This window comes from Microbacterium jepli, assembly GCF_047237905.1.
GTDB lineage: Bacteria > Actinomycetota > Actinomycetes > Actinomycetales > Microbacteriaceae > Microbacterium.
In genome coordinates this window covers 154,664-181,113 of sequence record NZ_JBDFLW010000005.1, presented here as the reverse complement: position 1 = coordinate 181,113, position 26,450 = coordinate 154,664, and the positions used below count along the sequence as shown (strand labels likewise).

The 26,450-nt window shown below is 71.3% G+C and carries 25 protein-coding genes; 15 read left to right on the top strand and 10 right to left on the bottom strand.

The window, feature by feature from the left end:
- Positions 1 to 56 precede the first annotated feature (56 nt).
- Both ABC304_RS05150 and ABC304_RS05145 read right to left on the bottom strand, forming a co-directional pair.
- On the bottom strand, positions 57 to 1,253 hold the full coding sequence (locus tag ABC304_RS05150) for an MFS transporter (protein WP_412929336.1): 1,197 nt from the start codon (positions 1,251 to 1,253) through the stop codon (positions 57 to 59).
- Positions 1,254 to 1,258: 5 nt separating this feature from the next.
- Positions 1,259 to 1,717, bottom strand: coding sequence for a MarR family winged helix-turn-helix transcriptional regulator (locus ABC304_RS05145; protein WP_412929334.1), 459 nt, complete (start codon positions 1,715 to 1,717; stop codon positions 1,259 to 1,261).
- 88 nt (positions 1,718 to 1,805) lie between these two features.
- On the opposite strand from ABC304_RS05145, the gene ABC304_RS05140 reads away from it, so the two are divergent.
- From ABC304_RS05140 to menE, 4 genes are read left to right on the top strand one after another with little or no spacing between them, the layout of a single operon-like run.
- Positions 1,806 to 2,726: an SDR family oxidoreductase gene (locus ABC304_RS05140; RefSeq protein WP_412929332.1), complete on the top strand. Its 921-nt coding sequence runs from the start codon at positions 1,806 to 1,808 to the stop codon at positions 2,724 to 2,726.
- Positions 2,723 to 3,598, top strand: a complete 876-nt coding sequence (locus tag ABC304_RS05135; RefSeq protein WP_412929331.1) for an amidohydrolase family protein — start codon at positions 2,723 to 2,725, stop codon at positions 3,596 to 3,598. The genes ABC304_RS05140 and ABC304_RS05135 overlap by 4 nt, the downstream gene beginning before the upstream one ends.
- A 22-nt stretch (positions 3,599 to 3,620) precedes the next feature.
- The gene (locus tag ABC304_RS05130; protein ID WP_412929329.1) at positions 3,621 to 4,076 is read left to right on the top strand and encodes a MaoC family dehydratase; all 456 of its coding nucleotides are present in this window, start codon (positions 3,621 to 3,623) and stop codon (positions 4,074 to 4,076) included.
- A 57-nt stretch (positions 4,077 to 4,133) separates the two neighbouring features.
- The gene (gene menE, locus ABC304_RS05125) at positions 4,134 to 5,654 is read left to right on the top strand and encodes an o-succinylbenzoate--CoA ligase (protein WP_412929327.1); all 1,521 of its coding nucleotides are present in this window, start codon (positions 4,134 to 4,136) and stop codon (positions 5,652 to 5,654) included.
- Positions 5,655 to 5,734: 80 nt separating this feature from the next.
- On the opposite strand, the gene ABC304_RS05120 is transcribed toward menE, so the two are convergent.
- The 5 genes from ABC304_RS05120 to ABC304_RS05100 are packed head-to-tail and all read right to left on the bottom strand — an operon-like array spanning position 5,735 to position 10,435.
- Positions 5,735 to 7,009, bottom strand: coding sequence for an ABC transporter substrate-binding protein (locus ABC304_RS05120; RefSeq protein WP_412929325.1), 1,275 nt, complete (start codon positions 7,007 to 7,009; stop codon positions 5,735 to 5,737).
- Positions 7,006 to 8,073: a branched-chain amino acid ABC transporter permease gene (locus ABC304_RS05115; RefSeq protein ID WP_412929323.1), complete on the bottom strand. Its 1,068-nt coding sequence runs from the start codon at positions 8,071 to 8,073 to the stop codon at positions 7,006 to 7,008. The genes ABC304_RS05120 and ABC304_RS05115 overlap by 4 nt, the downstream gene beginning before the upstream one ends.
- Positions 8,073 to 8,954, bottom strand: coding sequence for a branched-chain amino acid ABC transporter permease (locus ABC304_RS05110; protein ID WP_412929321.1), 882 nt, complete (start codon positions 8,952 to 8,954; stop codon positions 8,073 to 8,075). Before ABC304_RS05110 ends, ABC304_RS05115 begins: the two co-directional genes overlap by 1 nt.
- Position 8,955: 1 nt before the next feature.
- The gene (locus ABC304_RS05105) at positions 8,956 to 9,666 is read right to left on the bottom strand and encodes an ABC transporter ATP-binding protein (protein ID WP_127096872.1); all 711 of its coding nucleotides are present in this window, start codon (positions 9,664 to 9,666) and stop codon (positions 8,956 to 8,958) included.
- Positions 9,653 to 10,435, bottom strand: a complete 783-nt coding sequence (locus ABC304_RS05100; protein WP_412929319.1) for an ABC transporter ATP-binding protein — start codon at positions 10,433 to 10,435, stop codon at positions 9,653 to 9,655. The genes ABC304_RS05105 and ABC304_RS05100 overlap by 14 nt, the downstream gene beginning before the upstream one ends.
- 265 nt (positions 10,436 to 10,700) lie before the next feature.
- On the opposite strand from ABC304_RS05100, the gene ABC304_RS05095 reads away from it, so the two are divergent.
- Positions 10,701 to 11,567, top strand: coding sequence for an IclR family transcriptional regulator (locus tag ABC304_RS05095; protein WP_412929318.1), 867 nt, complete (start codon positions 10,701 to 10,703; stop codon positions 11,565 to 11,567).
- Positions 11,568 to 11,619: 52 nt separating this feature from the next.
- Positions 11,620 to 12,738 (top strand): 5-methyltetrahydropteroyltriglutamate--homocysteine S-methyltransferase, encoded by a 1,119-nt coding sequence (locus ABC304_RS05090; protein WP_412929317.1) that lies wholly within the window; start codon positions 11,620 to 11,622, stop codon positions 12,736 to 12,738.
- A 78-nt stretch (positions 12,739 to 12,816) separates the two neighbouring features.
- On the opposite strand, the gene ABC304_RS05085 is transcribed toward ABC304_RS05090, so the two are convergent.
- The gene (locus ABC304_RS05085) at positions 12,817 to 13,599 is read right to left on the bottom strand and encodes an NAD(P)-binding domain-containing protein (RefSeq protein WP_412929316.1); all 783 of its coding nucleotides are present in this window, start codon (positions 13,597 to 13,599) and stop codon (positions 12,817 to 12,819) included.
- 116 nt (positions 13,600 to 13,715) lie between these two features.
- On the opposite strand from ABC304_RS05085, the gene ABC304_RS05080 reads away from it, so the two are divergent.
- Positions 13,716 to 14,441, top strand: a complete 726-nt coding sequence (locus tag ABC304_RS05080) for a GntR family transcriptional regulator (RefSeq protein ID WP_412929315.1) — start codon at positions 13,716 to 13,718, stop codon at positions 14,439 to 14,441.
- Positions 14,442 to 14,465: 24 nt separating this feature from the next.
- Here ABC304_RS05080 and ABC304_RS05075 read toward each other — a convergent pair whose 3' ends face one another.
- Positions 14,466 to 15,818 (bottom strand): aminomethyl transferase family protein, encoded by a 1,353-nt coding sequence (locus tag ABC304_RS05075; protein WP_412929313.1) that lies wholly within the window; start codon positions 15,816 to 15,818, stop codon positions 14,466 to 14,468.
- Positions 15,819 to 15,918: 100 nt separating this feature from the next.
- Between ABC304_RS05075 and ABC304_RS05070 the strand changes: the two genes are divergently transcribed.
- Entirely contained in the window at positions 15,919 to 16,869 is a 951-nt protein-coding gene (locus ABC304_RS05070; protein WP_412929312.1) for a LysR family transcriptional regulator, read from the top strand.
- A gap of 113 nt (positions 16,870 to 16,982) precedes the next feature.
- A complete protein-coding gene (locus ABC304_RS05065; RefSeq protein ID WP_412929311.1) occupies positions 16,983 to 18,353 on the top strand; it encodes an aminomethyl transferase family protein in 1,371 nt (456 codons plus the stop codon).
- Between the two features lie 63 nt (positions 18,354 to 18,416).
- On the opposite strand, the gene ligM is transcribed toward ABC304_RS05065, so the two are convergent.
- Positions 18,417 to 19,823: a vanillate/3-O-methylgallate O-demethylase gene (gene ligM / locus ABC304_RS05060; protein WP_412929310.1), complete on the bottom strand. Its 1,407-nt coding sequence runs from the start codon at positions 19,821 to 19,823 to the stop codon at positions 18,417 to 18,419.
- Between the two features lie 208 nt (positions 19,824 to 20,031).
- On the opposite strand from ligM, the gene ABC304_RS05055 reads away from it, so the two are divergent.
- From ABC304_RS05055 to ABC304_RS05030, 6 genes are all read left to right on the top strand, one after another.
- On the top strand, positions 20,032 to 20,787 hold the full coding sequence (locus ABC304_RS05055) for a PIG-L deacetylase family protein (protein ID WP_412929309.1): 756 nt from the start codon (positions 20,032 to 20,034) through the stop codon (positions 20,785 to 20,787).
- Complete coding sequence (locus ABC304_RS05050; RefSeq protein WP_412929308.1) at positions 20,784 to 21,494, top strand: 4-carboxy-4-hydroxy-2-oxoadipate aldolase/oxaloacetate decarboxylase; 711 nt, start codon at positions 20,784 to 20,786, stop codon at positions 21,492 to 21,494. Before ABC304_RS05055 ends, ABC304_RS05050 begins: the two co-directional genes overlap by 4 nt.
- Positions 21,487 to 22,599, top strand: a complete 1,113-nt coding sequence (locus ABC304_RS05045) for a PrpF domain-containing protein (RefSeq protein WP_412929306.1) — start codon at positions 21,487 to 21,489, stop codon at positions 22,597 to 22,599. The genes ABC304_RS05050 and ABC304_RS05045 overlap by 8 nt, the downstream gene beginning before the upstream one ends.
- The gene (locus ABC304_RS05040) at positions 22,596 to 23,552 is read left to right on the top strand and encodes a VOC family protein (protein ID WP_412929304.1); all 957 of its coding nucleotides are present in this window, start codon (positions 22,596 to 22,598) and stop codon (positions 23,550 to 23,552) included. The genes ABC304_RS05045 and ABC304_RS05040 overlap by 4 nt, the downstream gene beginning before the upstream one ends.
- A 122-nt stretch (positions 23,553 to 23,674) precedes the next feature.
- Positions 23,675 to 25,168 (top strand): aldehyde dehydrogenase family protein, encoded by a 1,494-nt coding sequence (locus tag ABC304_RS05035; protein WP_412929303.1) that lies wholly within the window; start codon positions 23,675 to 23,677, stop codon positions 25,166 to 25,168.
- A gap of 19 nt (positions 25,169 to 25,187) precedes the next feature.
- Positions 25,188 to 26,387: an MFS transporter gene (locus ABC304_RS05030; protein WP_412929302.1), complete on the top strand. Its 1,200-nt coding sequence runs from the start codon at positions 25,188 to 25,190 to the stop codon at positions 26,385 to 26,387.
- Positions 26,388 to 26,450 lie beyond the last annotated feature (63 nt).

Below are 26,450 nucleotides of genomic sequence, written 5' to 3'. Positions count from 1 at the left end.
CTGTCCTCGTCCGAGCGCCTGGCCTCGGCGGGTACGACGGGAGGGTGAAGCCCGATTCAGGTGCGTCGACGCAGCGGCGCGGTCGCCGCGGACCCGGCCACGCCGAACAGCACGACGGCGACCAGGACGGCCAGCAGGGAGGCGGTCCAGGATCCGGTCGCCTCGTGCAGCGCCCCGACGATGAGCGGCCCGGCTGCGGCGACGCCGTAGCCGATGCCCTGCACGAGGCCGGAGCGTCCGGCGATGGTGCGCTCGTCGCCGCCGAGCGCGTTGATGAGGATGAACACCACGGTCAGTCCGCCGCCCTGCGCGACGCCGCCGAGGGCGCACCACAGCAGCCACAGCTGCGGCGCGAGGAGGAAGCCCAGCGGCACGGCGAGCCATCCGAGGGCGACGAGCAGCACGGCGGCGCGCACCGAGACGCGGGTCGTGACCAGCGGCGTCAGCAGCGCCCCGGCGATGCCCGCGACCTGGAAGATCGCCGCGATCGCCCCGGCCTCGGTGCCGCCGAAGCCCTGGTCGCCGAGCAGCGACGGCAGCCAGGCCGTCACGCCGTAGAACGCGAACGCCTGGCCGGCGAACGCCGACGCGAGCAGCCACGTCGAGGCCTGTCGCAGCACCCGCGCGGGCTCACCGGTCGCCGGGGCGGCGCCGGCCGCGGCATCCGGCACGAAGGCGCCCCGCAGCCCGCGGAGACCGACCCACACGGCCAGCGCCGCGAGCCCGAAGCCCGACCACACGAGGATCGCGCCGCGCCAGCCGATGCCGGTCGCCAGCGGCGCCGTGGCGAGCGTGACCGTCATCGTGCCGACGTTGATCGCCGAGGTGTAGACGCCGGTCATCAGGTGCGTGCGCTCCGGCGGGAACTCCCGCCCGATGATGATCGGCACCACCACGTTGCCGATCGTGAGGAACAGGCCCAGCAGAGCGGTGCCGACGAGGGCCGGCACGAGTCCGCCGGCCGAGCGGAGCAGGCTGCCCGCGACCGCGCCGGTGAGGCAGACCGCGAGGGCGAAGTCCGGACCGCCGCGCCGCACGATCGCGACGGCGATGGGCGAGCACAGGGCGAAGCAGAGCACCGGGATGCTGGTGAGCAGCCCGACCACGCCGGCGTTGACCTGGAGGTCGTCTCCGATCGCCCGCGCCACGGGCGCCACGGCGACCACGGGCGCCCGCAGCATGGCGGCGCTCAGCACGACCGCGATGGTCAGGGCGACGAGCGAGCCGCGGACGGCGGCGGAGCGGGACGACATCGCACTCACGCCGGGGGGAACGCGATCGTGCGCAGCAGCCCGACGAGGTGCGCGCGGTCCCGCGGCGACAGGTCGGCGTGCAGCAGCTCCTCGGCCTCGCGCGCCGACGCCGACGCGGCGGCCAGCAGCGACCGGCCCTTGTCCGTCGCCGTGACGACGTTCGCACGACGGTCGGACGGGTCGGGCTCGCGCACGATCAGCCCGCGCGACTGGAGGTCGTCGACGAGGGCGACCACCTGGCTGGGGTCGAGGCGCAGGAACTCCGCGAGACCGCGCTGGGAGGGATGCTGCGCCCCGGCCGCCAGCATCAGCACCGAGTACGAGCGCACCTTGAGTCCGTGAGCCGCGAGTGCGGCGTTGCCGGCCGCGAGCGACAGGGCGTTGGCCCGGGCGAGCAGGAAGCTCAGGTCCTCCGTGAGCGCGAACTCGACCTCGGCGGGCACCTCCGGCAGGTCGCGGCTCATCCCCCCAGCGTAGGCGAAACGCCCGTTTCGCAATCATTGACTTTCTCAACGGATTGCGGTTCGATGATCGAGACACGAAGGAGTCCTCATGCTGCTCGAAGGCAAAGTCGCAATCGTCACCGGATCGGGACGCGGGCTCGGTCTCGCATACGCCCAGGAGCTCGCCCGGCAGGGTGCGGCCGTCGTCATCAACGATGTGGACGCCGCCACCGCCGACGCCGCGGTCGCCACGATCGAGCAGAGCGGCGGACGCGCCGTCTCCGTCGTCGCGCCCGTCGGCCCGACCGAGACCGCGCAGGAGCTCGTGCGCACCGCCGTCGAGACGTTCGGCGGCCTGGACATCCTCGTCACCAACGCCGGTGTGCTCCGCGACAAGACGCTCTGGAACATGAGCGACGACGACTTCGACACCGTGATCGACGTGCACCTCCGCGGCACCTTCACCTGCGTCCGCGAGGCCGCGGTGCACATGCGCACGAACGGCGTCGCCGGACGCATCATCTGCATCGGCTCGCCCACCGGGCAGCGCGGCAACTTCGGCCAGACCAACTACGCCGCCGCGAAGGCCGGCATCGTCGGCATGGTGCGCACGTGGGCGCTCGAGCTCAAGAAGGCCGGCATCACCGCCAACGCCGTCATCCCCGTGGCCGCCACGGCGATGACCTCGACCATCCCCTACTTCGCCGCCGCCGTCGAGGCCACCGAGCGGGGCGAGGCCATGCCGCCGTTCTTCCGACACGACCTCGGCTTCGGCGTCTCGGAGGACGTCTCGGGCGTCATCGCGTACCTCGCCTCCGACGCTGCGGCCGGCATCTCCGGTCAGGCCATCGGCGTGGGCGGCGACCGCCTGCAGCTGTGGTCGCACCCCGAGCCGGTCGTCACCGCTTACCACGACGGCGGATGGTCGGCCGAGGCGCTGCAGGACGAGTTCCCGGGCCTCAGCGAGGGCAGGCTGCAGTCGGTCGGCGAGACCTTCCCGCCGCTCCCGGAGGACCTGAAGCGCTCGTGACCCGCTACGAGAGCGCGATCGACGTCGACGCGCTGACCGCCATCGACGTGCACGTGCACATCGAGGTCGACGCGCACGGGCACTCCTCCCTGCCGCCCGATCTCGCGGAGGCCGCGGCCCAGTACTTCAAGGCCGGGACGAGCCCCGACCTCGACGGCGTCGCCGACTACTACCGCGAACGGCGGATGGCCGCGGTGGTCTTCACCGTCGACGCGCAGACCGAGCTGCAGCATCCCGCCCTCTCCAGCGCCGAGATCGCCGACGGGGCCGCCCGCCACAACGACGTGCTGATCCCGTTCGGCTCGGTCGATCCCCGTCGCTCGGACGCGGTCGACGTCGCGAAGCGCCTCATCGAGGAGTCGGGGGTGCGCGGGTTCAAGTTCCACCCGACCGTGCAGGGCTTCGACCCGAGCGAGGAGCGCTGGTACCCGCTCTACGAGACGATCCAGGATGCCGGCGTCCCGGCCCTGTTCCACACCGGTCAGACCGGCATCGGCGCGGGCATGCGGGGCGGGCGCGGCTTCCGGCTGGCGCTGTCGAACCCGATGCTGCTCGACCCGGTGGCGGCGGACTTCCCCGACCTGCAGATCATCATGGCCCACCCCTCGGTGCCGTGGCAGGACGAGGCGCTCGCGGTGGCGACCCACAAGCACAACACGTGGATCGACCTCTCCGGCTGGAGCCCGAAGTACTTCCCCGAGTCGCTCGTGCGCGCCGCCGGCAGCTACCTCCGCTCGCGCGTGCTGTTCGGCTCGGACTACCCGCTCCTCACGCCGGATCGCTGGATGTCGGACATCGCCCAGACCGCGATGAAGCCCGACGCGCTCCCGGCCATCTACAAAGACAACGCCGTGCGCCTGCTCGGCCTCTGAACACCCACCTGAAAGGCACATCGTGACCACGACCGTCGCATACGCAGACCTTCCCTCCCTCGTCGGCCGGGACCTCGGCTTCTCCGACTGGATCGAGGTGACCCAGGAGCGCGTCAACGTGTTCGCCGACGCCACCGACGACGACCAGTGGATCCACACCGACCCCGAGCGGGCCACCGCCGAGAGCCCGTTCGGCGGACCGATCGCGCACGGCTTCCTCACCCTGTCGCTGACGATCCCCTTCATCACCGAGCTGCTCGACGTCGAGGGCGTGACCACGAAGGTCAACTACGGCCTGGACAAGGTGCGCTTCGTCTCGCCCGTCAAGGTCGGTGCGCGCGTGCGCATGGGCGCCGTCATCGCCGAGGTCACCGAGGTCGCCGGCGGCTACCAGCTCGTCATCGACCAGACCATCGAGATCGAGGGCGGCACCAAGCCCGCCGTGGTCGCGCGCGGTCTCAGCCGCTTCTACGCCTGACACCGGCGGGCGCCCTGCGCCCGCCGGCCACCACCCCCGCGACGAAGGAGTCGGCGAATGAACGACCAGGGACTCGGCGGCTGGCTCGCCCGGCGCCGTCTGCGCTCCCCCGGCAAGGCCGCGCTGCTGCACGGCGAAGACGGCCGGATGACCTACAAGGAGCTGGCCGACGCCACCGAGCGGGCCGCCGCCGTGCTGGCCTCGCGGGGGATCTCCCGGGGCGACCGGGTGGCCTACCTCGGCGAGAACAGCCCCGGCTTCATCATCGCGCTGTTCGCCACCGTGCAGCTCGGGGCCGTGTTCGTCCCGGTCAACACGCGCCTCGCCCCGCCCGAGGTCGCGCACATCCTCCGCGACAGCGCCGCGGCGCTCCTCGTGCACGACGTCGAGTTCGACGAGCGGCTCGCCGCGGTCGCCGCGGAGCACGCGCTCCCGCCGACCCTGCCCACCGCCGACGGCGACGGGCGGCCCGGGTTCCCCTCGCTGATGCGGGAGGCCGCGCCCGGTCTGCCCGGGGTCCGCGTCGCGCCGACCGACCCCGCGGCGATCGTGTACACGTCGGGGACGACGGGCCGCCCGAAGGGCGCGATCCTCACCCACCAGAACCTGACGTTCGTCTCGCTGAACTGCATCATCGACTACGACGTCACCTCGCACGACGTCGCCCTGATGATCTCGCCGCTCTTCCACGTGGCCTCGCTCGGCATGGGCGCGCTGCCCGTGCTGCTGCAGGGCGGCACCCTCGTGCTGGAGAAGGGCTTCGAGCCCGGCGCCGCGCTGCGGCAGATCGAGCGCCACCGGGTGACGATGCTCAGCGGCGTGCCCACGACGTACATGATGATGGCCGACCACCCCGACTGGGCGACCACCGACCTGTCGAGCCTCGACAAGCTCACGTGCGGCGGATCGGCGGTGCCCACGCGCATCCTGACCGCGTACGAGGAGCGCGGGCTCGCCTTCGCCCAGGGCTACGGCATGACCGAGACCTCGCCCGGCGGCACCAGCGTGCCCCCCGCGATGTCGCGGGAGAAGCAGGGCAGCGTCGGCCTCCCCCAGTTCTTCCTCGACGTGCGCGTCGCCGACCAGGACGGCCGCACGCTGCCGGTGGGCGAGGTCGGCGAGGTGCAGGTCAGCGGACCCAACGTCTTCGCGGGATACCTCAACCTCCCCGAGGCGACCGCCGCCGCCTTCACGGCCGACGGCTGGTTCCGCTCCGGCGACCTCGGCTACGTCGACGCCGACGGCTACCTCTTCATCTCCGGACGGCTGAAGGACATGATCATCTCCGGCGGCGAGAACATCTACCCGGCCGAGGTCGAGAACCTGCTGGCGGATGTGCCCGGCGTCGCGGCGGCGGCCGTCATCGGCGTGCCCGACGACCGCTGGGGCGAGGTGCCGTGGGCCGTCGTGACGGTCGCGCCCGGCGCCGCCGTCGACACGGCGACGGTCGCCGCCTTCCTCGACGGCAAGCTCGCGCGGTACAAGATCCCGAAGCGGGTGGTCGTCGTCGACGAGCTCCCGCGCACCGCGTCGGGCAAGGTCCTCAAGGCCGAGCTGCGGGGGCGCTTCGCCGCCTGACCCCCGAGGTCGCCGCGCCGCGTGAGCACGCAGAACGGGGCGGCCCGCAAGGACCGCCCCGTTCCGTCGTGCGTCGCCGATCAGCCGAAGGACTCCGCCGTGGCGTAGCCCTTGCCGTTGTACTTCTGCACCTGGACGCTGGAGACGGCCGGCTTGCCGTCCTGCGTCGTGTCGATCGTCGACCCCTCGAGCATGAGCGGCGCCTGGAAGTCCGAGATGCCCTCGAGCGCCGTCATGAAGCTCTCGCGCGTCGGCTCGGTCATGGTGGTGAACGCCTGCTCGAGCGTCGAGGCGGCGATCCAGCTCCACACGCAGTGCGGGAACGCCGGGACGCCCTGCTGGTCGGTGTACTCCGCGATCGCGTCGAGGAAGGCCTTGCCGTCGGCGCTGTCGCCGAAGGTCGGGCTCGCGGCCGACTGCGAGAAGGCGACCGAGTAGACGCCGGGGAACGCCGAGCCGCCGCCGGGCTCGAGGATCGCCGTGGGGCTCGACGTGTTCGACGGCAGGAACCAGCTGGGCAGCCAGCCGAGCTGCTGCGTCTTCTGCATCGACGAGATCACCAGCGGGGTGATCGACATCGCGTTGAAGAAGACGTCGGCGCCGGATGCCGCGAGCTCGGTCAGCTGCGCGTCGACCGACGTGTCGGTGGCCTCGTAGGTCAGCTCGCCGACGATCTGGATGTTGGACGCACCCGAGATCGCATCCTTGAAGCCCTCGACGTAGCCCTTGCCGTAGTCGTCGTTCTGCGACAGGATCGCGACCTTGTGGTCCTCGCTGGAGGCGGCCAGCAGCTCGCCGAACGCGCCGCCCTCCTGCTGGTAGATCGGCACGAAGCCGAGCTGCTCCGGGCTCTCCTCGCGGTTGCTGAACAGCGGATCGCCGGTCATGACGAGCACCTGCGGCACCTTCTCGTCGATCGCCGCCTCGCGCCACGCGCGGTTGGTCGGCGTTCCGAGGCCGATGCCCGCGGCGAAGACGCCGTCGGAGACCATCTGCTGGAAGTTGGCGAGCGCCTTCTGCGGGTCGTAGGCGTCGTCGTAGGCCTTGATGTCGACGGTGCGGGTCTTCCCGTCGCCGAACTCGATGCCGCCCTCGGCGTTCTTCACGCCGAAGTAGGCCTTCGCCCCGTCGACGGTGCAGTTGCCGGGGCCGGCGGTGGCACCCGTCAGCGGGCTGGTGATGCCGATCGTGATGCTGGTGTCGGTGATGCCGGGGCTCGCCGCAGCAGCTCCGCCCGACGCATCCCCTCCTCCGGCCGGCTCTCCGCCGCGGGAGCACCCCGCGAGCACGAGCGCGACGGCGGACGTCAGGGCGACGACGCCGATGACCCCTCTTGCTCTCCTGCGCATGTTCATGCCTGTCCTTGCCTCTCTGTCTCTTCGGTGCCCTCCTCGTCGCGGCCGGGAGCCGGACGGGAGGAGGTCTGCGTCGCGGTCCGGACGACGTCGGGCGACGACGTGCGCCGCAGGCGGCGGCGGATGCGGCGGGGCAGGCTGACCAGCCCGCCGGGGAGGACGAACAGCACCACGAGCAGGACGACGCCCTGGATGATCGTGGTGAGGTTCGGGTCGATCGCACTCGTGGCCTGCGGGACGAAGACGTAGTAGGCGCCGCCGATGAGCGATCCGACGATGCTGCCCGCCCCGCCGATGACCATCGCCGCCAGCAGGCTGATGGAGTGTCCGAAGCTGAGGGTCTCCGGCGAGGTGTACTGGACGGCCACCATGTAGAGGAAGCCGCTGACGCCGCCGAAGAGGGATGCCACGGTGAAGGCCAGCACCTTGTACCGGTACGGCGAGATGCCCATGGAGGAGGCGACGTTCTCGTTCTCGCGGACGATCGCCAGCGCGCGGCCGAAGCGGCCGGTCACGAAGTTGCGCGCGAGGACGAAGGAGACCGCGACGATGGCCAGCACGATGTAGAACTGCCACTGATCGTCGTAGAGCCCGCTGCCCTCGGGGGCGTTCGAGAAGCGCGCGGAGACGCCCTGCGATCCGCCGGTCACGTCGGAGAACCGCTTGGCCAGCGGCACGCCCACGATCGGGAGCGCGATGGTCACCATGGCGATCGCCAGCCCGCCGAGGCGCGCGGCGGCCAGTGCGACGAGGAGGCCGGCAGCTGCGGGGATGAGGCAGGCCGCGGCGAAGACGAGGACGATGTTCCAGTCGTTCTGAACCCCGTAGGCGGTCACGTAGGCCCCGAGGCCGAGGAAGAAGATCTGCCCGAGGTTCACCTGCCCGCCGTAGCCCATGACGATGTTCAGGCCGAGCACGGCGACGGCGTACACGCCGATGCGGATGAGCGTCTGGTTCGCGAACTGCGGCAGGATCAGCGGCGCCACGATCAGCGCGATCGCCACCACGGCGATCGTCGCCCACCGCACCCACGGGGTGCGCCACATCGTCGACACGGCGGCCATCAGACGCGCACCACGACGCGGCGGCCGAACAGGCCCTGCGGCCTCAGGATCAGCACGACGAAGACGAGCAGGAACGGCACGGCGATCTTGAGGTCGTAGCCGATGAAGGGCACGTAGACGGCGGCGAGGTTCTCCAGTACGCCGATCATCCAGGCGGCGACGACGGCGCCGAGGGGGCTGTTCAGACCGCCGATGATCACGGCGGCGAGCGCGTAGACGAGGGCGCCGTCCATCATCCCGGGCGTCAATGTCAGCTGCGGGGCGACGAGCGACCCGGCGATCGCGCCGAGCGCTGCGGCCAGACCCCAGCCGATCATGAGCAGACGCCCCACGGGCAGGCCCGACAGGGCGGCCGACTCGGGGTTGATGGCGACGGCGCGGAGGGCCAAGCCCAGCTTCGTGCGCATGAACAGCACCTGCAGCACGATCATGATGGCGACGATCGCGCCGATGGTGCCGAGCGAGCGGATGCTCACCACCGCACCCAGCACCTCGACCGTGCTCAGCGGGAAGAGCGACGGGAACTGGCGGTTGTCGTAGCCCCAGATCCAGGCGCAGATGCCGGTGGCGAGCGTCAGGATGCCGATCGTCACCACGACGGCGGTGTCGGGATCGCCGCGCTCGAACCGGCGGACGAGCAGGCGCTCCGCCGCCGCGCCGAATGCGAAGGAGATGACCACCGCGATGAGGATCGCCACGATCAGGGGCAGGCCCAGCTGCGTGAAGACGTAGGCGATGTAGGCCGACAGCACCGCCATGCCGCCCTGGGCGAAGTTGATCAGGCCGGTCGCCTGGTGCACCAGCACGATCGCGAGGGCGAGCGCGCCGTAGATCGAGCCGGTGGACAGGCCGTCGATGACCAGCTGCACGAAGGTGCCCATGTCAGCCTCCCAGGTAGGCGCGTCGGATCTCGTCCATGCCCTTGAGCTCGGCCGAGGTGCCGGTGAGGGCGTTGCGGCCCGTCTCCAGCACGGTGGCGGTGTCGACGAGAGTGAAGGCGAGGTTGGCGTTCTGCTCGACGATGAGCATCGCGATGCCCGACTCCACCCGGAGGCGCCGGATCGCGTCGTAGACGTTCTTCGCCGTCGAGGGGGCGAGTCCGAGCGACGCCTCGTCGAGCAGCAGCAGGCGGGGACGCGCCATGAACGCCCGGCCGACGGCGAGCATCTGCTGCTCCCCGCCGGAGAGGGCCGAGGCCTGCGAGCCGATGCGCTCCTTGAGCTGCGGGAAGAGGTCGAGGCAGTAGTCGATGTCGGCGGGGATCGCCTTGCGGTCCTTGCGGAGGTACGCGCCGACGCGGAGGTTCTCGCGGACGGTCAGCTGCGTCAGGGTGCCGCGCCCCTCGGGCACGTGCGCGATGCCGAGCGCGGCGGTGCGGTCGGGGCCGAGCCCGCGGATGTCGCGGCCGTCGAAGCGGATGCGCCCGCCCGCGCGCACCATGCCGCTGATGGCGCGGAGCGTGGTGGTCTTGCCCGCACCGTTGGCGCCCAGGATGCCGACGGCACCGCCCTCCGGGACGCTGAGGGAAACGCCCTCGAGCACCTGCACGGGTCCGTAGGAGGCCGTCACCTCCTCCAGCTCAAGCAGCGTCATCGGCCGCATCCTTGCCGAGGTAGGCCTCGATCACGCGCGGGTCGGACTGCGCCTGCGCGGCCGTCCCCTCCAGGAGGGTGCGGCCGTGGTCGAGCACGACGACCCGGTCGGTGAGGGCGGAGATGAGCCCCATGTGGTGCTCGACGATGACGACCGTCATGTCGTCCTCGGCGCGCAGGCGCCGCACGGTCTCGATGAAGTGCTCGACCTCGGCGTGGGAGAGGCCGGCGGCCGGCTCGTCCAGGAGCAGCAGCGACGGCTTCAGCAGCAGCGCCCGGCACAGCTCGATGCCCTTGTGCAGGCCGTGGCTCAGCTCGTCGGCGGGCACGTCGGCAGCCCAGCCCAGCCCGGCGCGCTCGAGCAGACCCCGGGCCTCGGCGCGCAGCGACTTCTCCGCTTTCCCCGTGGCAGGCAGGCGCACCGACCACGAGAGCGGGCCGCCCGGGAGGCGGGTGTGCCCGCCGAGCAGCACGTTCTCGAGCACGGACGCCTTCAGCTGGAGGGCCGGATGCTGGAACGTGCGGGCGAGCCCGCGACGGGCGAGCTTCGACGGCGCGAGGCCGATGACCTCGTCGCCGTCGATCGTGATGGATCCCGAGCTCGGCCGGTAGTGGCCGCTGATGCAGTTGAAGAGCGACGTCTTGCCGGCGCCGTTCGGGCCGACGAGTCCGAAGATCGCGCCCGGCTCGACGTCGAAGGACACGTCGTGCAGCACCGAGATGCCGCCGAAGCGGAGATTCACGTCTTTCAGGCTCAGCCGGGCGGCCATGCGTCACCTCTCCCGTATGGCGTCGTTGCTGCGGGTTGTCGGATCCAACGTCCGCTCCTGGTCGAAACTATGGATCGGGGCCAAGATTGTCAACGATTTTGGCTTGAGAATCGGAATGGTTGCCGGTTCGTGATTCTGCGGCGCAGGGCGGTGCGTCGACCGTAGGGGCCGCAGCATCCGCCGTCATCGTCGATTCCGTTCAACGGAACCGGCGGCTACGCTTCCCAGAGGTCGGTGCGATGACGCCCGGTCGGAGGGGGACCCGATGGCGCGCGCATCCGGCGGCGAATCCGTGCTCAGCAAGCACCTGCGGGTGATGGAGGCCTTCGACGCGGCCGACCCCTTCCTGTCGCTCTCCGACATCGCCGCCCGCGCGGGGCTCGCCGCCTCCACCGCGCACCGGCTCGTCGCCGAGCTCGAGCGCGAGGGCCTGGTCGAGCGGCTCCCCGACCGCACCTACCGCCTCGGCGTGCGGCTGTGGGAGATGGCGTGTCGCACGCCCGGTGCGCTGGGGCTGCGAGAGCTCGCGCGGCCGCACCTGCAGTCGCTGCACGGCCGCGTGCGCCAGCACGCCCAGCTCGGCGTCCTCAACGGCACCGACGTGCTGTTCCTCGACCGGCTCTCCGCGCGCGACGCCGTCGTGAACGCCACGCTCATCGGCGGGCGCATCCCGCTGCACGTCTCGTCGTCCGGTCTCGTGCTGCTGGCCCACGCCGGACCGGAGGTGCTGGAGCGGGTGCTCGCCGCGCCGCGCACCCGGTACACGGCCGCGACGCTGTGCACGCCGGCGGACCTCACGGCGGCCCTCCGCGACGTGCGGGCACGCGGGTGGGCGGTGTGCGACGGGCACGTCCACGAGGAGTCGCGCGGCATCGCCGTGCCGGTGCACGGCGCACACCACGACGTGATCGCGGCGATCGGCGTGGTGGTGCCCAACGACGGCGCCGATCCGCTCGCGCACATCGAGCTGCTGACCCGCGCGTCGCACGCGATCACGGAGGCGATGCGCGCGGCATCCCTCCCCCCGAGCCATCCCGCAGCCCTTCCCGGCGGGCGCTTCCGACCGCTCGTGACCTCGTCGGTGCGGTCGATGGAATACCTCGAGGCGCGGGCCGGCTCCGCCGCGCCGTAACGCGGGGACTCCCCCGGCCGGGCGTCCGCGACGCTCGGCTATCGTGAGCGGCATGTCTGTGAACCCCCCGTTCCGCGCCGACATCGTCGGCAGCTTCCTGCGGCCCGAGGCCGTCTCCTCCGCCCGCGCCCGGTTCGCCGCCGGAGAGCTCGAGGCCGCCGAGCTGCGCGCCGTCGAGGACGAGGCGATCACCGCCCTGGTCGCACGCCAGGCGCAGACCGGACTCCGCGTCGCGACCGACGGCGAGTTCCGCCGGTCGTGGTGGCACTTCGATTTCTTCGGGATGCTGGACGGCGTCGAGGTCGTCGAGCTCGACCACGGCATCCAGTTCCAGGGGGTGCAGACGCGCCCGCGCGGCCTGAAGATCGACGGTCCCGTCGGCTTCCCCGACGACCACCCGATGCTCGAGCACTTCCGTTTCCTCAAGCCGGTTGCCGAGGCCGCGGGCGTGACGCCCAAGTTCAGCATCCCCGCGCCCACGGTGCTCGACTTCCGCCTCGAGGCCGAGGCGCTCGCCCGGTCGCCCTACGACCACCGCGACGACATCGTCGAGGATCTCGCCGCGACCTACCGCTCCGCCGTCCAGGCGTTCTATGACGCCGGCTGCCGCTACCTGCAGTTCGACGACACCGCGTGGGCCTACCTCTGCTCGGACGTCGAGCTCGCGAAGGCGGCCGAGCGCGGCATCCGCACCGATCACCTCGCCGAGCGCTACGCGAACCTCATCAACGCGGCGCTGCGCGACAAGCCCGATGATCTGGTCGTCACGACGCACGTGTGCCGGGGCAACTTCCGCTCGACCTGGATCTCGTCGGGCGGCTACGAGCCGGTCGCCGAGCAGCTGCTGGGCGAGACGGCCTTCGACGGATACTTCCTCGAGTACGACAACGAGCGCTCGGGCGGTTTCGAGCCGCTGCGGTTCCTGCCGAAGGGCGACAAGGTCGTCGAGCTCGGGCTCATCACGACCAAGACGGGCGAGCTGGAGGCTGCCGACGACGTCGTCCGCCGCATCGAGGAGGCCGCCGAGGTGGCGCCGCTCGAGCAGCTCGCGCTGAGCCCGCAGTGCGGCTTCGCGTCGACCGAGGAGGGCAATGTGCTCACCGAGGACCAGCAGTGGGCCAAGATCGACGCCGCCGTCGCGATCGCCGGCCGCGTCTGGGGCGACGCGTAAGCCGTTCCGGTCGTTGCGCGAGGAGCGCAGCGACGAGACGAAACGGATCAGACAGGCGTTTCGACTCGCTCCGCTCGCTCAACGAGCGGGAAGAGCGGGATCGGCCGCGACCGTCCGGAGCCACTGCACCGTGCCGTCGGTCATCGGATGCGCCGCATCGAGCGACTCGAGGTAGGCGGCGACGTCGCGCATCTCCGCCTCGCGGCGCACGGCGTGCCGGCGGGTGCCGTCGAGCAGCCTCTCCACGAATCGCTCGCCGCCGTCGCCGAACTCCGCGGCGATCTGCCCCATCACCCAGTCCCGGGCGCCGACCGCGTCCGCGGCCGTGGCGCTCTCGAGCACCAGTGCCGCGAGGCCCTTCATGAACACGCTCCGCAGCAGCTTGCGTCCGGCGGCGGCACCGGGCTCCGGCCCGGCGTCGGCGGCCGGGATCCCCACGCCGCGGAGCACGTCGAGCAGGCGCGGGGTCGCGGCCCCGCTGACCAGCAGGTCGGTCTCGATCCGCGCGCGACCGACGGGCGCCAGGATGGCGATATCGGAGAACGGGATGCCGCGCTCGGCCGCCCGCGCCGCGAGAGCCCGCTTGGTGTCGGGGTGGCTCGTGTTCAGGTCGGCGTAGAGAGCCCCGTCGCCCATCGACGGCAGGGCTTCGTCGAGCGCGGTCGTCGACGCCTCGCCGCCGACGAGGCTCAGCACGACCTCCGCGCCGTCGACCGCCTCGGCGATCGTCGGCACCTGACGCACCCCCGGCAGCTCCGGCCGCACGCGGGGGTCGACCCCTGCCACCATCGCTCCGCGGGCGGCGAGGTCGCCGGCGTAGACGCTGCCCGCTTCGCCGAGTCCGAGCACTGCGACGCGCATCCGACCTCCTTCGGTCGCTGGACTGTCCGAGTATTGTCGACAATAGTGGCTCGAATCCGGGGGATGCCGGGCGTCTCGATCAGCGGACGCCCGCCCCGCGGGCCGGAGGGAGCGCAGTGGCCGCCATCGCAGACGCCGCCCTGAACACGGCTGAGACCATGCCCGACACGTCCGCGACCGGCGAGAACACGCCGAGCGAGACCGCGGTCGGCGAGACCGCCATCGGCGAGACGGCCGCCGACCGCATCCGTGCGGCCATCGTCCGCGGCGACTACGCGCCCAACCAGCGCCTCATCGAGGCCGACCTCAGCGCCGCCTTCGACGCGAGCCGCGCGACCGTGCGCACGGCCCTGCTCGCCCTCACCGGCGAGGGCCTCGTCGAGCGGATGCCGAACAAGGGCTCCCGGGTCCGCGCCATCTCGCTCGAGGAGGCCATCGAGATCCTCGAGGTCCGCATGGGCGTGGAGGGCCTGTGCGCCGCCAAGGCCGCCGAGGAGGTCGGCGAGGGCGAGATCGCCGAGCTCCTCGACCTGCGCGCCGACATGCTGCGCGCCGTCGCCGACGGCGACCTCCCCGAGTACTCCCGGCTGAACCAGCTGCTCGACCAGCGCACGCGCGAGTTCGCCCGGCACGCCACCGCCGCGGGGGTGCTGGCGCGCCTGCACGCGCAGAGCGTGCGGCACCAGTTCAAGCTCTCCGGGCGCCCGCTCCGCGCGAAGGTGTCGGTGCAGGAGCACGTGGCCATCATCGACGCGATCGTCGCGAAGGATCCGGATGCCGCGGAGCAGGCGGTGCGCACCCACCTGCGGAGCGTCATCGCGGCCCTCCGCGAACTGCCCTGACCGCGGCATCCGTTCCGTCGCGACTCAGGCCTTCCGGTAGTTCTCCCGGGCGAAGGCGGAGTACGGCGCCGGCTGCACGGTGGCGCGGATGCGCACCTGCCGGTGCGGCTCGACGGCGGGCTTCTGCGAGTTCGGGTCCTCGCCCCAGACGACCTCGACGGGGGTGCCCGGCTCGGCGTGCGCGACGTCGATGCTCGCCAGCGAGACGAAGGCGTGCTCATTGGTGATGTAGCCGGCGTCGTGCGAGATGCCGACGTCGGCGCCGTCGATCAGCACGCGGTCCACCTGGTAGAGCCCGTACCGCGCCTTCGGGAAGTCGATGTACTTGGCCGGCACACCGGGCTCGAGCAGGGTGCGCACGGCCGCGGCCACGTCGTCCTCGTCCCACACGAGTGTCACCTTCGTGCGGCGCTGCGCGGCGGCGTGCCGCTCGAGGGCCGCGCGTCCGATGAAGTCGTGGTCGAAGGCGACGCTGCGCCCGTAGCCGAGGTCGTAGGGCGTCACGTAGTAGTCCTCGATGTCGTCGGAGTCGAGCGACCCCGCGAGCGAGCCGGCGCGGGCGGCGGGCAGCCATTCGCGGTACGCCTCCGTGCCCTCGCCGGTGAAGATCGCCGGAAGGGGCGACGGCACCCAGGCCGACTCGAGGTTCGCCGACGAGTAGGCCTTCGCCCCCACCGGCACCAGGTCGAACTCCTCGCCGGCGGCCACGATCGCCGCCCGCACGCGCGCGCCCTCCGCCCACGGCCCGAAGAGCTCGAACCCGGGCTGTCCGGCCATGCCGTGGCGGAGCGACCGCACGGTCAGGCCGTCGATCGTGAAGGTCGCCATGTGGAAGAACTTCGTGGGCGGCACGGGCCCGCCGGTGAGCCGCTCCATCAGCTCGAGCGCGCGGGGTCCCTGCAGCTCGTAGCGGTAGAGGCGCGGGTCGCCCTCGCGCACGAGGGAGTTGCCGTCGCGCTCGGCGGTCGCGTCGTATTCCCCCGTCTCCAGGTGGTACTGCACCCAGTCGATCACCATCGGGTGCCCGACGAGGTCGAAGGAGTCCTCGGCCAGGTGGAACAGGATCGCGTCGCCGATGAGGTAGCCCTCGTGGTTGACGGCGATGAACTGCTTCGCGTGGTCGACCGCGAAGGTGGCGAAGCTGTTCACGCCGACGTCCGAGAGGAGCTTCAGCGCGTCCGGCCCCGAGAGGAACAGGTCGGTCATGTGGTGGGACTGGTCCAGCAGCGCGACGGACTCCCGCCACGACCGCTGCTCCGATCGCCAGTTGCTGAACTCCGGCGTGACCGGGAAGACGGTGGGACGCGCCTGCGCGTTGCGCAGCAGGCTGACGGCACCACCCGCGCGGGCGATGGCGGTGGCAAGCGACTCGGTCATGGGGACTCCTTCGTTCCGACTGTTCCGGCTCTCCGATGCTATGCACGAGAGCGCAGGCGGCCTACGATCGCGCATAAGCATCGCTTATCGAGACGAAAGGATGCGTGAGCCGCCCGTGGACCTCAACCTCCTTCGCGTCTTCGTCGCCGTGCACGAGACCCGCAGCCTCACGACCGCCGCCTCGCGGCTCTTCGTCACGCAGCCGGCCGTCAGCCAGGCGCTTGCGCGCCTGCGTCGCGACCTCGACGATCCGCTGTTCACCCGCGCCGGCCGCGCGATGGAGCCCACTCCTCTCGCGGTGACCCTCTTCCCCGGCTTCCGCGACGCCCTCGCCGCCATCGACCGCACGATCGACGGCGCGACCGGCTTCGACCCCGCCCTGTCCACCCGCCGGTCGCGCCTCGCCGTCTCGGAGCTCGGCGAGATCGGCTACTTCCCCGCCATCCATCGCGCCGTCCGCCGGGCGGCTCCTCACCTGCGCCTCGAGACGGTCGCCCTCGACGTCGCCGCCCTCCCCGACTGGCTGTCGGAGGGTACGGTCGACCTCGCCATCACGTCGTCCCCCGTCGCCGGTGACTTCGAGCACACGGTGCTCAAGCGCCAGGGCTACGCGGTGCTCATGTCGGACGACCACCCTCTCGCGCAGGGCGACGACCTCACGCTCGAGGACTACATCGCCGCGCAGCACGTCGTCGTCGGCGGCGACTCCGGGCGCCCGTCCGTGGAGTTCGCCCTGCGCCGCGCCGGTGCGCTCTACCGCCCCGAGGTGGTGCTCACCCACTTCGCGTCGCTCCCCTCCCTGCTCGCGGCCGCGCCCGACCTCATCGCCACGGCGCCCGACACCATCGCCGAGGGCTGGGCGCGGAGCTGGCCGCTCACCGTGCGGCCGCTGCCGCTCGACATGCCCTCGGTGGACGTGTGCCTGTACCGGCGCGCGACCACCCAGCAGCTCACCGCGCTGGACTGGCTCTACGCCACGACCGCCGACGCGGTGCGCGGCACCCACGGCGAGTTCTTCGCCATCCATGGGGATGCCGCGGGGCGGGTCTGATCTATGCGCGAGCGGGGGCCGCGGCATCCGCTCGCCTTTCCGTTCAACGGAATCGACCCCGCGACGGCGCGCGCGGCGCTCGTACGCTGGCCCCACCCACAGGAAGGTCGATGATGACGAACGAATCCCTGGCCGAGGCCATCACCCGCGCGGGCGGAGCCGTCGCGCTGCTGCGCAACCAGAACTGGCCGGCTTTCACGTTCCCGGTCGCGCCCGAGTTCACGAACTGGCGCGACGAGCAGCGCGCCTGGAACACCAGCGTCGCGCTGATGGACCAGTCGCACCACATGACGCAGCTGTTCCTCTGGGGCGACGACCTCATCCCGATGCTGGAGGGCATCTCGCCGAACACCTTCGGCACGTTCCGTCCGGGCGTCGCGAAGCAGCTCATCTCGGTGAACAAGGACGGCTACCTCATCGGAGACGGCATCCTGTTCAACATCGCCGAGGGCGAGGAGGGACTCGTGCTCGTCGGGCACCACATCCTCATCGACTGGGTGCGCTTCAACGCCGAGAAGGCGGAGGCCGCCGGCAAGGACGTGCACCACCGCCTCGACCCGAACTCGCACATGCGGCAGGGGCCTCCCACGTTCTACCGCTACGAGCTGCAGGGTCCCGAGGCGGACCGCGTGATGGAGAAGCTCTTCGGCGGACCCGCGCCCGACATCAAGTTCTTCCACATCGGCGACGTCACGATCGCCGGACGTCCGGTCAAGGCGCTGCGCCACGGCATGGCCGGCCAGCCGGGCTTCGAGTTCTTCGGGCCGTGGGAGGACAACGAGACCGTGCTGGACGCGATCATGGAGGCCGGCGAGGAGTTCGGCATCCGGCGCGTGGGCGCGAAGGCGTACTCGTCCACGCCCCTGGAGTCGGGTTGGGTGCCCACGCCCTTCCCCGCGATCTTCGACGAGGACTTCGCCGAGTACCGCGAGTGGCTGCCCGCGGCGCGCATCGGCAACCTCGGCGGCTCGCTGCAGTCCGACGACATCCACGACTACTACATGACGCCGTTCGACCTCGGCCTCGGGCGCTCGGTGCGCTTCGACCACGACTTCCATGGGCGCGAGGCCCTCGAGCGGATCGCCGCCGACCCGCAGCGCCGCAAGGTCACCCTGCTGTGGAACGCGGAGGATGTCGCGGGGGTTGTCCGGTCGCAGGTCGAGCCCGGGATCCCGGCGAAGTTCCTGGAGTTCCCGAAAGCCCGCTACGGCTTCTACCAGATGGACGAGGTGCGCCACGAGGGCCGGCCGGTCGGCATCTCGACCGACGCGGGCTACATCGCGTTCGACCAGCTGTACATGTCGCTGGCCACCCTCGACGTCGACATCGCCGACGGCACCGAGGTCGTCGTCGTGTGGGGCGAGGACCCGATCTCGCGCAAGCACTCGGTCGACGCCGCGCACCGGCAGGTCGAGATCCGCGCGACGGTCGCCCCCGCGCCGTATCACGACTACGCGCGGACGGTCTATCGCGCGAACGACTGACCGCTCGACAGCAACGAAGAAGGGGGTGGATGCCGCGGCATCCACCCCCTCGTCCGTTGTCCGTCAGACGGCGGCCGCGGCCGTCCGCCAGCCGCCGTGGTACTCGGTGCGGGCCGTGACGGCGTAGGGCACGGGGCTCACGACGGCGCGGACGGCGAGCTGCTCGTGCGGCTCGACGGTGGTCTTGCGGGATCCGCCGTCGGGCTCGCCCCACACCACGCGCACCTCCGCGCCGATGGGCACGTCGGGGTTCACCGTGGCCAGCGACAGTCCGCGCTTCTCGTTCGCGGTGACGCCGGTGAAGAGGGAGAGACCGACGGTGTCGCCGTTCGCGTCGATGACCGCGTCGTAGTTCGACGAGCCGTAGTTCGCGTTCGGCAGGTCGAACACCTGGTAGCCGGCGCCGTCGCGGTCGATCGGAGTGGTGAGGAGCTTGGCGAGGTCCTCGTCGTTCCACGCCAGGGTGACCTTCTTGCGCTGGGCGTCGGGGTCGATCTTCTCCAGCGCCTCGCGGCCGATGAAGTCGTGGTCGAACTTGACGAACGATCCGTAGCCGAGCTCCCAGGGGTTGAGGTAGTAGTCCTCGATGTCGTCCGAGACGAACGAGCCGGCGAGCGCGTTGATCGCCTCGTAGCTGTTGGCGGGCAACCACTCGCGGTACGCGCGCTCGGCCTCGCTGGAGTAGATCGCCGGCAGGGGCGACGGGATCCAGCCCGACTCGAGGGTGTTGGAGGAGTAGGCGCGCGAGCCGCACGGCTCGATGCCGAATTCGCGTCCGGCCTCGAGGATGGCGTCGCGGATCTTGCCGTGCTGCTCGTAGGGGCCCCACAGCTCGAGCCCGGGGGCGCCCGCCATGCCGTGGCGGAGGGTGCGCACCTTCTCGCCGGCGATCGTCATCTCGCCCATGTGGAAGAAGCGCACCTTGTCCAGCGTGCCGCCGTTGAGCTTCTCGATGATCGCCCACGCGTTCGGGCCCTGGATCTGGAAGCGGTAGTACTCGCGGCTCACCGCGGCACCGTAGGGGCGCGACGGGGAGCGGTCGTCGTAACGGGTGTCGACGTTGTAGCCGCCGGTCTCGGCGTGGAACTGCAGCCAGTTCGCTCCGGGCGCGCGACCGACGTACACGTACTCGTCCTCGCCCTCGTGGAAGAGGATGCCGTCGCCGATGACGCCGCCGTTCGAGGCGGTCGGCACGAACTGCTTGGCCGTGTTGAGCGGGAAGTTCGCGAAGCTGTTGATGCCGGTGTCCGACAGCAGTTTGAGCGCGTCGGGGCCCGACATGAAGAAGTTGACCATGTGGTGCGACTGGTCGAAGAGCACAGCCGTCTCGCGCCACGACTTCTGCTCGCGCCGCCAGTTGCTGAACTCCGCCGGGACCACCGGATAGATGTACGTGCCCAGCGGCGAGTTGCGCAGGTGCTGAACGGTGTCGCCGGCCTCGTCGAGGACCTGCTGCAGGTTGTCGGCCATGGGTATTCCCTTCCACTTCATCGTCGGATGGTGCCGTCCGCGAGAACCGGAGGCCACATACCTCTGTCCATAGTCATCTGCGGTAGCCAAGATTGTAACCAAAATCTTGACCAGTCCGCCAGGGGTGTGGTTGCCTGTGATCACCGTGCCGCTCGCCGTCGAGCACGCCCCTCCGGCGACCACGGAGAACACCGCGACAGGAGCCCCCTTGGCAGACACAGCCCCCTCGCTTCTGGTCGTCAGCGCCCACGCGGGCGACTTCGTCTGGCGCGCCGGCGGCGCCATCGCCGCCGCCACCCAGCGGGGCGAGCGCGCCCACGTCGTCTGCCTCTCCTACGGCGAGCGCGGCGAATCCGCCAGCCAGTGGCTGCAGGGCAAGTCACTCGAGGAGATCAAGGCGATCCGTCGCGACGAGGCGACGGCGGCGGCATCCGCTCTCGGAGCAAACATCGAATTCCTGGATGCCGGGGACTACCCGCTCCTGGAGACGACCGCCACCGTCGAAAAGCTCGTGGACGTCTACCGCCGCGTGCAGCCGACCGTCGTGCTCACCCACCCGCTGACCGACCCCTACAACGGCGACCACCCCGCGGCCGCGCGGATGGCGCTGCAGGCCCGGGTGCTCGCGCAGGCGATCGGCGTCGCGAACTCCGACGGCACCTACCCCGGCACCGACGACATCATCGGCGCCCCGCCCGTGTTCTTCTTCGAGCCGCACCAGCCCGAGCAGTCCGACTTCAAGCCGAACGTGCTGCTGGACATCACCGCCGCGTTCCCGCTCAAGCGCGCCGCCATGGAGTGCCTGCCCGCGCAGAAGCACATGTGGGAGTACTACACGTCCCTCGCCGTCCGCCGCGGGGTGCAGGTCAAGCGCAACGCCGGACCCAACCTCGGCCTGCCGGTCGACACGATGGGCGAGGCGTACATGCGCTACCTGCCGCAGGTCACGGACGTGCTGGCGTGACAGCCGGCCCCGTCATCGTCACCGACATCGCGAGAGCGGATGCCGCGATCATCGACGCGCTCGCCGCGTTCGGTTCCGCGACCGTCCACGAGGCCATGGGCCGCATCGGCTACGCCGGCCCGCGCATCCGCCCGCTGCAGCAGGGCACGGCGATCGCCGGCAGCGCGGTCACGGTGCTGGCCGCGCCCGGCGACAATCTCATGGTGCACGTCGCCATCGAGCAGGCGCAGCCGGGGGACGTGATCGTCGTCGTGCCCGTGACCGACTCCCCGTACGGCTTCATCGGCGACCTCATGGCCACCCAGATGCAGGTGCGCGGGGTGCGCGGCTACGTGACCTCGGGCGGGGTGCGCGACACGGCCGAGCTGCGGGGCATGGGTTTCCCGGTGTGGACGGCGCACGTCAGCGCCCAAGGGACCGTCAAGGACACCGCCGGCTCCGTGAACGTCCCGGTGCTGCTCCACGACGTGCGCGTCTGCGCCGGTGACATCGTGGTGGCGGACGACGACGGCGTCACCGTGGTGCCGCGCGCGCGGGCCGCCGTCACGCTCGAGGCAGCACAGGCACGGGTGGCCCGTGAGGCCGCGAACCGCGAGCGCTACCGCGCGGGCGAGATCTCGATGGACCTCAACAACCTGCGTCCCGTCATCGCCGACCTGGGTGTGCACGTGGTCGCCCAGGCGGAGTTCGAGGCCGAGGATGTCTGACGCCGACCGCGACGGCGTGCGCTGCATGGTGCTGCGCGGCGGCACGTCGAAGGGCGCCTTCTTCCTCGCCGACGACGTGCCGTCCGATCCGGCCGCGCGCGACGACCTGATGCTGCGGATCATGGGCTCGCCCGACCCCGCGCAGATCGACGGCCTCGGCGGCGCCCATCCGCTCACGAGCAAGGTCGCCGTCGTCTCGCGCTCGGACCGCGCTGACATCGACGTGGACTACCTCTTCCTGCAGGTGGGCATCGCCGAGGCGACCGTCGGCACCCTGCAGACCTGCGGCAACCTGCTGGCCGCGGTCGGACCGTTCGCCATCGAGCGCGGACTGCTCGAGGCGGACGGAGAGCAGACGAGGGTCCGCATCCGCCTGCTGAACACCGGCGACGTCGCCGACGCGCGCTTCGCCACCCCCGGCGGCCGGGTCGACTACCGCGGCGACGCGGCGATCGACGGCGTGCCCGGCACCGCGGCCCCGATCGAGCTCGAGGTGCGCGGCGAGGGCGGCGTGCTGCCCACCGGCCGGATCTCGGAGGAGCTCGACGGCCACCGCGTCACCCTGATCGACAACGGGATGCCGGTCGTGCTGCTCGACGCCGCGGAGTTCGGTGTCGACGGCGACGAGGCTCCGGAGGAGCTCGAGGGCCGAGGGGATCTGGCCACCGCGATCGAGCGCGTCCGCCTCGCCGCCGCGGACCTGCTGGGTGTGACGGATGCCGCGACGGCGACCGTGCCCAAGATGCTCCTGCTCTCCGCCCCCCGCCACGGCGGCGCGATCTCGACCCGTGCGTTCATCCCCTCCCGCGTGCACACCGCGATCGGGGTGCTCATGGCGGCATCCGTGGCCGCCGGCATCCGCATCCCCGGCGCCGTCGGGCACGACCTCGCCGACCTGCCCGCCGACGACGGGGCCCCGCTCGGCATCGAGCACCCGAGCGGGGTCTTCCCCGCGCGCGTGCGCGTGCAGCAGGACGCCGACGGCGTGTGGACCGCCTCGTCGTCGTCGCTCCGCACGGCCCGCAAGATCTTCGACGGCACCGTCTACCCCCGACCCGCGGCATCCGCGGCCGCTCCGACCCCCTCCCGAGAGGACCCCCGATGACCGCCTCCACCTCCTTCGACGTCGCCCACATCGGCAACGTCGAGCTGCTCACCGCAGAGTTCGACAAGAGCCTGTGGTTCTTCCACGACCTGCTGGCGATGCGCATCGTCGGCACCGACGGCGACTCGACCTACCTCCGCACGTGGGACGAGTACCAGCAGTTCACGATCAAGCTGACCGCGTCGTCCGACGCCGGCGTCGGTCTCACCACGTTCCGCGCGTCGAGCCAGGAGGCGCTGGAACGGCGCGTCGCCGCGATCGACCGGTTCGGTCTGGGCGAGGGATGGGTCGACGGCGAGCAGGGCACCGGTCCGACCTACCGCTTCCGCGACCCCGACGGGCACGCGATGGGCATCTACTACGAGACCGAGCGCTACGTCGCGACCGACGACAAGCCGGCGCTGAAGAACCAGGCCTCGGCCTTCCCCGGTCGCGGCGTCAACGCCCGTCGCCTCGACCACATCAACTACCTCGCCAAAGACGTGGTCGCCAACGGCGAGTTCATCGCCGAGGCGCTCGGCGGACGCGAGAGCGAGCGGATCGCCATCGACGGCGGCGGCTACGCGGCCTGGTGGTTCCACTTCAACAACAAGTCGTACGACGTGGTCTACTCCGACGACTGGACGAAGCACGGCGACCGTCTGCACCACATCGCCTTCGCGCCCGACACCCGCGAGGACATCCTGAAGGCCGCCGACATCTTCCTCGAGAACGGCATCTACATCGAGTCGGGGCCGCACAAGCACGCGATCAACCAGACCTTCTTCCTCTACGTGTGGGAGCCCGGCGGCAATCGCATCGAGTTCGCCAACGCCGGCGCACGTCTGCTGCTCGATCCCGACCAGCCGGTCGTGGAGTGGAGCGCCGAGGAGCGCAAGAAGGGCCAGGCCTGGGGAATGAAGACGATCGAGAGCTTCCACACCCACGGCACCCCGGTGGTGAAGGAGAACTAGTTTCTGCTTCTCATGCCCGTGAATGAATGGTGCAATGAAGCCCACGAGATCCATCCGGGCACCCGGATGCTCCCGCTTCACCCGAACCCGAACGATCCGATCTGCGCACAGAGGAGTGCTTGATGAGTGACACCGTGACCACAGAGGTCCGCACCGGGCTGTACATCGGCGGCGAGGAGCGCCACACCGATGACACCCTGGCCATCGCCGATCCGGGCAAGCCCGGCGTCGTCGTCGGCCACGCCGCCTCCGCCTCGGCGGAGGACGTCGCCGACGCCGTCGCCGCCGCGAAGTCCGCCTTCCCGGCCTGGGCCGCTCTCAGCGCGACCGAGCGCGCGGCGAAGATGGCGGAGGCCATCGCCGGCATCGCCGACGACCGCGACGCCGACGCCGCGATCCTGTCGCAGGAGAACGGCAAGGTGCGCATGGAGTCGTGGGTCGACGCGCTCGTGCTCGAGATCCGCTGGAACCTCGCGCTGATGCTGGCCGACGAGGTCGACACGGGCAAGACGCTCCCCGTCGTGCCCGGGATGATCCCGGTCGAGACGACCGTGGCCTACCAGCCGCTCGGCGTCGTCACCGTCATCGTGCCGTTCAACTGGCCGATCGCGATCCTGGGCGCGGCCCTCCCCCACGCCCTGCTGGCAGGCAACACCGCGATCGTGAAGCCGCCGCCCTCGGCGCCGCTGGCGACCACGCGCGTCGTGCAGCGCATCGCGGAGAAGCTCCCCGCGGGAGTGCTGAACGTCGTCACCGGCAAGGACGAGAACATGGCCGGCCTCATCAAGAACACCGACATCGCCAAGGTGTGCTTCACCGGCAGCGTCAACGGCGGCAAGCGGATCATGAAGATGGCGTCCTCGACCCTCACCCGCGTGACCCTCGAGCTCGGCGGCAACGACGCGGCGGTGTTCCTCGAGGACGCGATCATCGACGACACGCACCTCGACCGCCTCTACGCGGCGATCTACGACACCACCGGCCAGATCTGCATGAACGCCAAGCGCGTCTTCGTGCACAACTCGCGTCTCGACGAGGTCGTCGCCGGCCTCGAGGAGCGGCTGAACAAGGTCGTCCTCGGCTACGGACTCGATGAGGGCACCACGATGGGCCCGCTGCACCAGCCCGCCCAGAAGGCCTTCGTCGAGGAGATCATCCAGGAGGCGAAGGATGCCGGAGCCGACGTCCGCGAGTACGGCGAGCTCCCCGGCGGCGAGCTCGAGGGCGGCAACTTCCTGCGTCCGGCGCTCGTGGTCAACCCCGACCCGTCGCTGCGCGTGGTGACGCAGGAGCAGTTCGGCCCCGTCATCCCCATCATCGGCTTCGACACCGAGGACGAGGCCGTCGCGCTGGCCAACGACACGTGGGGCGGCCTGTGCGGCTCGGTGTGGACGGCCGACGTCGAGGCGGCCAACCGCGTCGGCGGGCAGCTCGTGTGCGGCTACGTCTGGGTCAACGACCACGGCGCCACCCGCCTCGACCTGCGCGCGCCCTTCGGCGGCATGAAGCAGTCCGGCATGGGCCGCGAGCAGGGCATCGAGGGCGTCCGCGCCTTCCAGGACACCCGCTCCATCGCCCACATCGACACGGCGGCCCTTGCAGCCCAGGCCCACTGACGACGTCGAAGGACACGGGATGCCGCGGCCCGCGGCATCCCGTGTCCTTCTGCTCGTCGCGGTCCTGCTGATCGCGCTCAACCTCCGCCCGACGATCACCGGCATCGGGCCGCTGCTGGCGCAGATCTCGGCCGACCTGGGCACCACGGAGGCGGCGCTCGGCGCGCTCGCCGCGGTGCCGCTCATCGCGTTCGGGCTGGTCTCGCCCCTGGCGCAGGGTCTCAGCGCCCGCTTCGGGATGTCGCGGACCGTGCTCGCGGCGCTGCTGCTGCTGTGCGCTGGCACGGCATGGCGGTCCGTCCCCGGGACGGCGGTCAACCTGTGGCTGGGCACCGCGCTCATCGGCGCGTCGCTCGCGATCGTCAACGTGCTGATGCCGGCCGTGATCAAGCGCGACTTCCCGGATCGCGTGCCCGCGGTGACCGCCGTCTTCACCGCGTGCCTGGCGGGGATGGGCGCCGTCGGCTCCGGCGTCGTCGTGCCGATCTCGCACATCGAGGCCGGCGGCGGTCCGCTCGGCTGGCGGGCGGCGCTGCTGTGGACCGGCGCACTGCTGCCCTTCGCCGTGATCGCCTGGATCGCGTGCACCCGCGGACTGCCCGCGCGACGCGTCCCGGCCCGACGCTCGTCGGTGGGCGGGGCCATCTGGCGCGACGCGCTCGCCTGGCAGGTGCTCCTCTACATGGGCCTGCAGTCGATGACCTTCTACATGCTCGTGACCTGGTTCGCGCCGATCGCCCAGTCGCTCGGCCGCACGGAGGTGGTCGCCGGCATCGACGTGATGATCTACCAGGTGTTCTGCTTCGCGGGCTCGCTCGTCGTCCCGCTGCTGCTGCGCGGCGCGGTCGCCCGGCTCGCCGCGGCGGCGATCCCCGCGCTGACCCTGCTCGGCATCCTCGGGCTCCTCGTCGCGCCGGGGCTGTTCCTGCTCTGGGCGATCGTCTGCGGCCTGGGCTGCGGCGCGGCGCTCGGCATGGCGATGAGCCTGTTCAGCCTCCGCGCCCGCACCCACCAGGACGCCGGCGCCCTGTCGGGCATGGCGCAGTCGGGCGGCTACCTCCTCGCCGCGCTGGGACCGGTCGGATTCGGCGCGCTCGTCACTCTCACGGGCGGCTGGGCGGCCTCGCTGGGACTCGTGGCGGTGGTGCTCGTCGCGCAGGTCGTGGTCGGGGTGTTCGTGGGCCGGCCGCGGTTCGTGCGGGAGCGCGTTCCGCGTTGAGCACAGGATGCGGGGCGGGGGCGTCCCGCTGAGCGGAGGATGCGGGGCGGAGGCAGGACACTT